Here is a 4,997-nt window from a genome sequence, read left to right on the forward strand (position 1 = left end):
CCGGTTCGGCGGCACCTACTCCACCCGCGCCGTCAACGCGCTGGCGGTCGTCGCGGACGCCTCGCCCGAGCGCTACGTCGACGTGCTGCACGCGCTCATGGCCGCGCAGCCGCCGACGGACGACCCCGCCGGGCTCTCCGACGACGAGATCGCGCAGATCGCGGTCGACGCCGGCGTGCCCCGGGGCGTGACCGAGCGGTTCACCGAGGCCGCCGCGACCCCGTACCGGGTGACCGCCGCCGCAGGCGGCACCAAGGAGCGCACCGCGACCTCCCGGGTGTTCGCGCCCTGGGTCGCCGCGGCGACCCACCAGGCCGCCCTCGACCTCACCGAGGTCCGGGTCCCGACGATCCTCGTCGACGGGGAGCGCGTCGAGGACTGGACCGAGCCCGGCAGCCTCACCGATCTCGTCGCCGAGGCCGTCGCGGCGCGCGGGTGACGGCGGCCCCCGCTGTTCGCGGTGCCGGTGGCCGCCACGGTCAACACGATGGTCCGGTACCTGCACGGGCACGACCGGATCCCGGGGCTGGGTACCGAGCCGGGGGAGGCCGGTGCGCGGGAGGAGGACCCCGAGCCGCAGCCCGCGACCGCCTAGCGGGCCACGGGGGCCGCCGGCCGGGCGTCGAGCTGCCGGTACAGCCACGCGGTCGTCGCGAACCCCACCGGGTAGGCGAGCGCGAGCCCGACGAGGCAGACCATCGACCCGACCGACCCGAGCAGCGCGACCGCGAGCACCAGCAGGATGGTCGTCCCCAGGTGCCGGCTCGCGAGCCGGGCGCTCTCCCGGATCGCCTCGACCGGCCCGAACCCGCGGTCGAACGACAGGTACACCGCGTACTGGCCGAGCAGGGCGACCGCCAGGCCGGGCAGGTAGAGCAGCAGCATCCCGACCCCGGTCAGCACGGCGAGCAGCAGCGCCGTCGCCGCCGGCCGCCCGAGGCCGCGGGGCGTCCAGAACGCGCGGGCGCCCATCGGCCGGCCGTCCACCAGCGCGAGGCCGAACCGCGCGCCGAGCACCTGCACCAGCATCGTGACCACCTGGAGCGCGACGACGGCCGCGAGCACCCCGACGAGCGTCCCGGGCGTGACGCCCCAGCTCGTCCCGACGAGCTCCGCGCCCGTCCGTGCCGCGCCGGTCCGGGTCGCGGCCGTCTGCGCCTCGATCTCGTGCCGGAGGGCGTCGACCGTGCCGGACAGCAGCGGGAGGTAGATCGCCGCGAACCCGGCGACCAGCAGGACCACCGGCACCGCGAACAGGCCGATCGCGGTGCCGAGCCGCGCGCGGACGGCCTCCCAGCCGAACCGCAGCGCGTCGCCCACGCCGGGCTCGGGCGGCGGGCCCCAGGCGGGTCCGGTCGGGTCGGTCGGCACCGTCCGGACGCTACCGGGCCCGGCGGGCCGCCCGGGCGCGAACCGCGGGTCAGCCCAGCAGGCCCACCACGTACCCGACGAACAGCAGCAGCGCGAACACCACCACCACGCCGATCAGGACGTACACCAGCCAGTTCGTGCGCCGGCTCGGCAGGTCGGGCTCCTGGAACGCCGCGCCGGACGTGCTGGACTCGCCGGGGGGCGTGTCGCCGGGCGCGACGCCGCCGCCGGGCTCGAGGCCGGGCGTGTTCTCCGGGTCCGGGTCGGGGGTGCTCGTCATGCGGCCACGCTAGGCACCCGGGCCGCGACCGGCGACCGGTGGGTCCGGCCGCCGGCTGCCGCGCCCGCGTCGCGGGGCGCGAGGGGCGGGCCTAGCGTGGGTGGTGCGCGGTCGTCGCGCGCCGAGGGGGGTCACCATGTCGGACAGCGAGACCGGGGGCGGCACCGGTACCCCGGACAAGGACTACAACCTCATCTGGTTCGCCGAGGCGTGCCTGAGCAACGTGCTGCGGCTGGAGCAGTACGCCCAGGACGCCGACCGGGCGGGGGACGCGGAGCTCGCGGACTTCTTCCGGCGGGCGCAGCGCGAGAGCAGCAAGGGCGCCGAGCAGTCGAAGGCGATGCTCGCGCGCCGGCTCCAGAGGTGACGCCCACGGGCGCCGCGGGCGTCAGGCGGTGAGGCCCCGGGTCCGGATCGCCTCGGCGACCTCCTGCACGAACTGGTCCATCCGGACCAGCGTCTCGCGGTCCCACGGGTCGACGGTCTCGGAGTAGAGGTTGAGGGCCACCGTCGTCTCGGCGTCGACCTGGCCCGGCAGCGCCGCCGCCGAGCGGAACCCGGCGTCGGTCGCGGCCGCGCGCCACTCCTGCCAGCGCTCCTCGGCGAGCACGTCCGGCACCAGCTCGCCGCGGAGCTGCTGGATCGCCGCGACGCACGGGCCCTCTCCCGAGGTCACCTCCGCCCGGTCGCAGAGGGCGGCGCGCTCGCTGCTGCTCGCCACCTGGTCGAGCAGGTGGTGGTTGCGCAGGATGATGCTGCACTCGGTCGGCACGCCGACGCGCTCGGTGGCCTCGACCGCGTACGCGTCGAGGTACGAGGACGTCGGGTCGACATCGGTCGAGGCGGTCATCGGGGCTCCTCCTGCTGCTGGGGGAGACGCACTGTCTCACACCCCCCGGCGCCGCCGTGAATCCGCCGGTCAGGCCCGTTCGATCGCGAACGCGGTGAGGAACCCGAGCGCCGTGATCAGGCCGGTCAGCAGGTGCGCGCGCTCGAAGGCCTCCGGGATCATCGTGTCCGCGAGCATCGCGAGGATCGCCCCGGCGGCGACCGCGGTGATCGCCGCGATCGTCCCCGCCGAGGCGTCCTGCAGCAGCAGCGACCCGACCAGCGCGGCGAGCCCGCTCGCCACGGCGATCCCGGCCCACACCCCGAACACGTAGCCGGGGCCGCGCCCGGCGCGCTTCATCCCGGCCGCGCTCGACAGCCCCTCGGGCACGTTGGAGATGAACACCGCGGCCAGCACCCCGACCCCGACGCCCTGCCCGCCGAGCACCGACAGCCCGAGCACCACCGACTCCGGGATGCCGTCGAGCAGCGCGCCGACCGCGATGGCGGCCCCGCTGCCGGCCGCGTCCTGCTCCGAGGGCTGCTGGTCGCCGGACCGCTTGCGGTGCCGGGCGCCGCGCCGGGCGAGCAGCAGGTTCGCGGCGACGTAGGCCAGGGCCCCCGCGAGGAACCCGAGAACGGTCGGCACCAGGCCGCCGGACCGCTCCGCCTCGTCCACCAGCTCGAACGCCAGCGCCGAGATGAGGACGCCGGCGCCGAACGCCATGATGCTCGCGACCACCCGCTGCGGGACGCGGACGAACCACGCGACCAGGGCGCCGAGCACGAGCGCGGCGCCGCCGACCAGGCCCCAGGCACCGGCCTCGAGCCACACGGGCACGGGTCAGCCCTCCCGGGCGGGAGTGGCGGCGGTGCGCGGCTCGAGGATGCGGGGCACGGCGGTCTCCGGTGGTCGTCGACGCCCCGGGCGGCCGCAGGGCGCCGCCACGCTAGGCCGGTGCCGGGCGGACGGCGACCGGAGCGCCGCGCGGAGCCCCTCGCCGCTCAGCCCCCCGTCGACTCCCGCACGATCACCCGCGGCGCCACCGTCTCCACGCCCCCGGGGTCGCGGCCCTCGAGCCGCGCGAACAGCCGCTCCGCCGCCCGCCGCCCCATGACCTGGAAGTTCATGTCGATGCTCGTCAGCGCCGGCCGGCACCCGGCGATCATCGGCTCCCAGTTGTCGAACCCGATGACGGCGACGTCGTCCGGCACCCGGACGCCGCGGTCGTGCAGCGCGTCGAGCACGCCGCGCGCGATCTGGTCGCTGCCGCAGACGACGGCGTCGACGTCCTGCTCCAGCAGCGCCGCCACGGACGAGCGCCCCCACGCCTCAGACCACGAGCCGTACCGGACGGGTCCCACGCGCTCGAGCCCGTGCTCGGCGAGGGCCGCGTCGGCGCCCGCGGCGCGGTCGGTCGCGGCGGCGTAGGTGATGTCGCCGGACACGTGGGCGATGCGGCGGCGGCCGGTGGCGACCAGGTGCTCGACGGCGATCCGGCCCGCGGTCACGTTGTCGGGGACGACGGACGCGTCGCCGGGGTCGGTGGACGGGGCGTAGGTGTAGACGACGGGGACGGGCAGGTCCCGGCCGAGCGGCGGCCGGGCGTCGGTCTGCGAGCCGACGACGATCAGGCCGTCGACGCGGCGGCCGAGCAGCGTCGACAGGTGGTGCTGCTCCCGGATGGCGTCGCCGCGGGAGTCGCAGAGCAGCACGCTGGACCGCCCGGCGCCGAACGCGTCCTCGGCGCCCATGAGGATCGGCAGCGAGAACCGGCCCTCGAGGTCGTGCGTCAGCAGGCCGACGGTGCCGGTGTGCCCGTCGAGCATGGCGCGGGCGAGCGCGTTCGGCGTGAACGACAGCCGCTCGGCGACGTCGAGGACGCGGCGGCGCGTGTCCGGGCTGACCTCGGCCTTGCCGTTGATCGCCTTGGACGCCGTGGCGACCGAGACGCCCGCCAGCTGCGCGACGTCGCGCAGCGTGACCTGGCGCCGGCCGGGTGCGTCGGTGCTCATGGATGCCCCCTGTCCTGGTGCTCGCTGGGCAGCGTACGCCGAAAAGGTCACGCGCAGGCACCCCGTTGACTCCCATGGAACCGCGGTGCTAGCGTCCCGAAAAGCGTTTCGGCGACTTTCGTCCGGGACGACGCACCAGCGATGGCCGCGGCACAGAGGCCCGGCCACCGACCGCACTCGACGAGGAGACCGGTCCGCATGAACGCACGACGCACCTCCCTGATCGCCCTGGCCGCCGCGGGCGCGCTCGGGCTCGCCGCCTGCTCGGGCGGCACCAGCGCCGGGGGCGGCGGTGGCTCGACCTCCGGGAGCGGGGGCGAGGGCGACGGCGTCGTCACCGTCTGGCACTACTTCTCCGACGCCAACCAGGTCGCGCTGATGGACGCGTACAAGGAGAAGTTCGAGTCCGAGAACGACGCCACGGTCGAGAACGTGTACGTCCCCTACGACCAGATGAACTCGAAGCTCGTCTCCGCCGCCGGCGCGGGCACCGGCCCGGACG

Annotated in this window: 8 protein-coding genes and 1 pseudogene; 4 read left to right on the forward strand and 5 right to left on the reverse strand. The window is 76.0% G+C overall.

Features of this window, described 5'->3' with window-relative positions:
* Positions 1-439 (forward strand): DsbA family protein (locus VER05_RS06215; RefSeq protein WP_414647564.1); only part of this gene is annotated, 439 nt, incomplete at its 5' end.
* A 27-nt stretch (positions 440-466) separates the two neighbouring features.
* The gene (locus VER05_RS06220; protein ID WP_324844513.1) at positions 467-595 is read left to right on the forward strand and encodes a hypothetical protein; all 129 of its coding nucleotides are present in this window, start codon (positions 467-469) and stop codon (positions 593-595) included.
* On the opposite strand, the gene VER05_RS06225 is transcribed toward VER05_RS06220, so the two are convergent.
* Both VER05_RS06225 and VER05_RS06230 read right to left on the reverse strand, forming a co-directional pair.
* Complete coding sequence (locus VER05_RS06225) at positions 592-1,371, reverse strand: hypothetical protein (protein ID WP_324844514.1); 780 nt, start codon at positions 1,369-1,371, stop codon at positions 592-594. The genes VER05_RS06220 and VER05_RS06225 overlap by 4 nt on opposite strands.
* 49 nt (positions 1,372-1,420) lie before the next feature.
* Positions 1,421-1,651, reverse strand: a complete 231-nt coding sequence (locus tag VER05_RS06230) for a DUF6480 family protein (protein WP_217616706.1) — start codon at positions 1,649-1,651, stop codon at positions 1,421-1,423.
* 136 nt (positions 1,652-1,787) lie between these two features.
* On the opposite strand from VER05_RS06230, the gene VER05_RS06235 reads away from it, so the two are divergent.
* Positions 1,788-2,018 (forward strand): hypothetical protein, encoded by a 231-nt coding sequence (locus VER05_RS06235; protein WP_324844515.1) that lies wholly within the window; start codon positions 1,788-1,790, stop codon positions 2,016-2,018.
* Between the two features lie 21 nt (positions 2,019-2,039).
* Here the strand turns inward: VER05_RS06235 and VER05_RS06240 are convergent, their stop codons facing one another.
* The 3 genes from VER05_RS06240 to VER05_RS06250 form a co-directional block, all read right to left on the reverse strand.
* Positions 2,040-2,501 (reverse strand): GAF domain-containing protein, encoded by a 462-nt coding sequence (locus tag VER05_RS06240; protein ID WP_324844516.1) that lies wholly within the window; start codon positions 2,499-2,501, stop codon positions 2,040-2,042.
* Positions 2,502-2,570: 69 nt separating this feature from the next.
* Positions 2,571-3,320 carry a ZIP family zinc transporter gene (locus tag VER05_RS06245; protein ID WP_324844517.1) on the reverse strand — a complete coding sequence of 250 codons (750 nt, stop codon included), beginning with the start codon at positions 3,318-3,320 and terminating at the stop codon, positions 2,571-2,573.
* Positions 3,321-3,484: 164 nt separating this feature from the next.
* Positions 3,485-4,495: a LacI family DNA-binding transcriptional regulator gene (locus tag VER05_RS06250; protein ID WP_324844518.1), complete on the reverse strand. Its 1,011-nt coding sequence runs from the start codon at positions 4,493-4,495 to the stop codon at positions 3,485-3,487.
* 198 nt (positions 4,496-4,693) lie between these two features.
* Between VER05_RS06250 and VER05_RS06255 the strand changes: the two are divergent.
* Positions 4,694-4,997: pseudogene (locus VER05_RS06255) on the forward strand (hypothetical protein); the annotation flags it as partial.

The organism is Cellulomonas sp. (assembly GCF_035634735.1).
In the GTDB taxonomy this organism is placed as follows: Bacteria; Actinomycetota; Actinomycetes; order Actinomycetales; family Cellulomonadaceae; genus Cellulomonas.